2 protein-coding genes are annotated in these 2,865 nt (G+C 57.3%); both read right to left on the bottom strand.

All coding sequences use genetic code 11. The features are described 5' to 3' along the window. On the bottom strand, positions 1–1,158 hold a 1,158-nt coding region (locus tag PEL01S_RS34020; RefSeq protein ID WP_164824380.1), incomplete at its 3' end, for an AMP-binding protein. A 188-nt stretch (positions 1,159–1,346) separates the two neighbouring features. Continuing rightward, on the bottom strand, positions 1,347–2,865 hold a 1,519-nt coding region (locus PEL01S_RS34015), incomplete at its 5' end, for a condensation domain-containing protein (RefSeq protein WP_255320200.1).

Below are 2,865 nucleotides of genomic sequence, written 5' to 3'. Positions count from 1 at the left end.
GACGACCGTCCCGGCAAACTCCGTACGAACCAGCTCCCGGCGCTGCGTCAGCAGCAGCTTGGCCCCCGAATCGTCCAGCAGGTAACGGACGCGCTCCTCCGGGTAGTCCGGGTCGACCGGGACGTACGCGCCTCCGGCCTTCAAAATCGCCAGCATCCCGACCACCATCTCGTCGGAACGCTCGGCCATGATCGCGACCGGCTCGTCGCGCTTCACCCCTGCGACCCGCAGCGTCCGCGCCAGACGGTTCACCCGCTCGTTAAGCTCGCGATAGGTCAGTTTGACGTCATCACACACAACCGCCGTCTGCTCCGGCGTCCGCTCCGCCTGCGCCTCGAACAACCCGCCAATGCTATCCTCCCGAGGATAGTCCGCCGCCGTGGCATTAAATTGCCCGACAATCTGCGCTTTTTCGTCCTCCGTTAACAAGTCCGCATCCTGAAGCCGAAGCTCCGGCTGGAATAATACCGCGGCGAAAAAACGATTTAGCCGATTCGTAAACCTGACCATCGTCTCTTCCCTATAGCGCTGCTCGTCGTACGATACGTTTAATCGGACCCCCGCTTGGTCCAGTTCAAATTGTAGCTCCAGCTCGGCCGCCGCATGTTCCTTGTAATCGTTCGTATGCAGGTTTTTCATCGCAACGACCGTATGGATGACGGGAACGCCCTCCGAATCGTGCGGCACATGCAGTTGTTCAATGTAATTCCAAAAAGGAAAATTTTGGTGTTCAATCGCTTCACCAACGGACGATTTAATCTGGGCCAGCAGCGCTTTAAAAGCGGTCTGATGATTGACATTGTTTTTTAATAGAAGCAAAGGGTTAATCAGCGCAGCTCCCTGATTCGCATCCGCGACCGTCGGGACGGCGACCACCACATTTTCCTCGCCCGTATATGTATGCAGCAAGCTCTTGATCCCCGCCAAAAGAACGATAAACGCGGCCCACGGCGATCCGCCGGTGATGGACATCAGCCTTTGGGACAAATCCGGGGGTAGCGAGCCGGTATACATGCGGAGGCCGCCTGTTCCAAGGCCTGAGTCGGTCTCGCCGTTCAAAAATGGCCCAATCCGGTCGTAAGGCAGGCACGCGATATGATCCTCACCCTCAAACTTGCCGCTCCAGTAAGCTTTTTCCTTTTCAAATAAGGCTGTCAATTGCATCCCTCCTGCTATATTTAGGACAACGGGCAACCGGATGGATTGGATACGGCCGGATAATACTTTACGAGTGTGCGCCGCGGAATCATCCGTAAACACACACTCGTAAAGCCGGCATAAACGGCCCCGCCCAAGTAGAAACGGGGCGCGTCTGTCAAGAAATCAGATTGTACGTCTGTCTGTAATCAGAACACAAAGTCGATCGAATCCAGCACATCCGCATTCGGTTTCACGTGACCCGATACGCTAATCTCGCTCAAGGCCAGTTCCGGATTCGCACCGATCTCGGACAAAATCGTCAAGAAATCGCCGGTTAACCGTTCGATGACGCTCTTGCCGAACAGCTTGGTGCAATACTCGAACGATCCTCGAATCTCGCCTTCTTCCGCGCTCATCGACAAGGTCAGATCGAATTTGGCCGTGGTGTGATCCTGTTCGTACGGGGTGAAGGACAGCTTATCGAGCTTCGCCTCCTGCGTTTCCATGTTGCGCACAATAAACATCGTATCAAACACCGGATTGCGGCTCGCATCCCGCTTCACCTTCAGCTTCTCCACCAGTTCCTCGAACGGATAGTCCTGGTGCTCGAACGCTTGCAGCGTGCGCTCCTTGACCTCCAGCAAGTATTCGTAGAACGTCCTGTCCTTCCGTGGATAGTTGCGGATCGCCAGCGTTCCGACGAACATCCCGATAAGCGGCTCCAGCTCCGCCGATAACCGGCCGGCAACCGGCGTGCCGACGATCAGATCCTCCTGCCCGCTGTACTTCGAGAGCAGCACTGTGTAGGCTGCCATGAGCACCATATACATGGTGCTGCCGGTGTCCGCCGCAAGCCGCTGCAACGACGCCGCCACCGTCGGCTCGACGGCAAAGTCAAGCAGCGCGCCTTCGAAGCTCCGCACCGGAGGCCTCGGGTAAGCGAGCGGCAGATCGAGCACGGGCAGGTCGCCCGCCAACGTGTCAAGCCAGTAGTTCTCACGCCGCAGGTAACGCTCGCTCTGTACCTCCTGCTGCTGCCATACGGCGTAATCCTTATACTGAATCCGCAGCGGCGGCAGCTCTTCGCCTTCGTACAGCTGCGCAAGCTCCTGCACGATAATTCCCGCCGAGACGCCATCCGAAATCAGATGGTGCATATCGTACATCAAAATATGCCGTTCCGGCTCAAGCTCGATCAGGCCTGCCCGCAGCAGCGGCGCCTGCTCCAGATCGAACGGCCGGATGAACCGGCCGATATGCTCGTCCGCTTCCTCGGTGCTTGCCTTTACATGCTCAAGGGCAAATTCCACATCCTCGTAGATTCGCTGAACGACCTCGCCGTCCGCCATTTCAAAGCCGGTGCGTAAGGTCTCATGACGGTCGATCAGCTTGCGGAACGCGTCTTCCAGCTTACGGCGGTCAAGAGGCCCTTCGACTTTCATCACGCCCGGCATGTTGTAACTGGTCTCCCCGCCTTGCACATGGCTCAGCATGTACAACCGTTTCTGCGCGGAGGAAGCCGGATAATACTCGCGTTTGTCGGCCGCCGGAATGAAGGTGTAAGCATCCTGCTCCATCCCTGCGATGGACTGCGCCAATTGCTCGACCGTCGGGTAATGGAACACGTCGCGCAGCGGCACTTTGACTTGCAGCTCCTGATGCATTTTCGCTACCAGCGTCGTCGCCCGCAGCGACTGTCCGCCGATATCGAAGAAGTTGTCTTGT

The organism is Paenibacillus elgii NBRC 100335, assembly GCF_004000865.1.
GTDB lineage: Bacteria > Bacillota > Bacilli > Paenibacillales > NBRC-103111 > Paenibacillus_G > Paenibacillus_G elgii.
The sequence above is the reverse complement of the archived record's forward strand: the minus strand, read 5'-3'. Positions and strand labels throughout refer to the sequence as shown.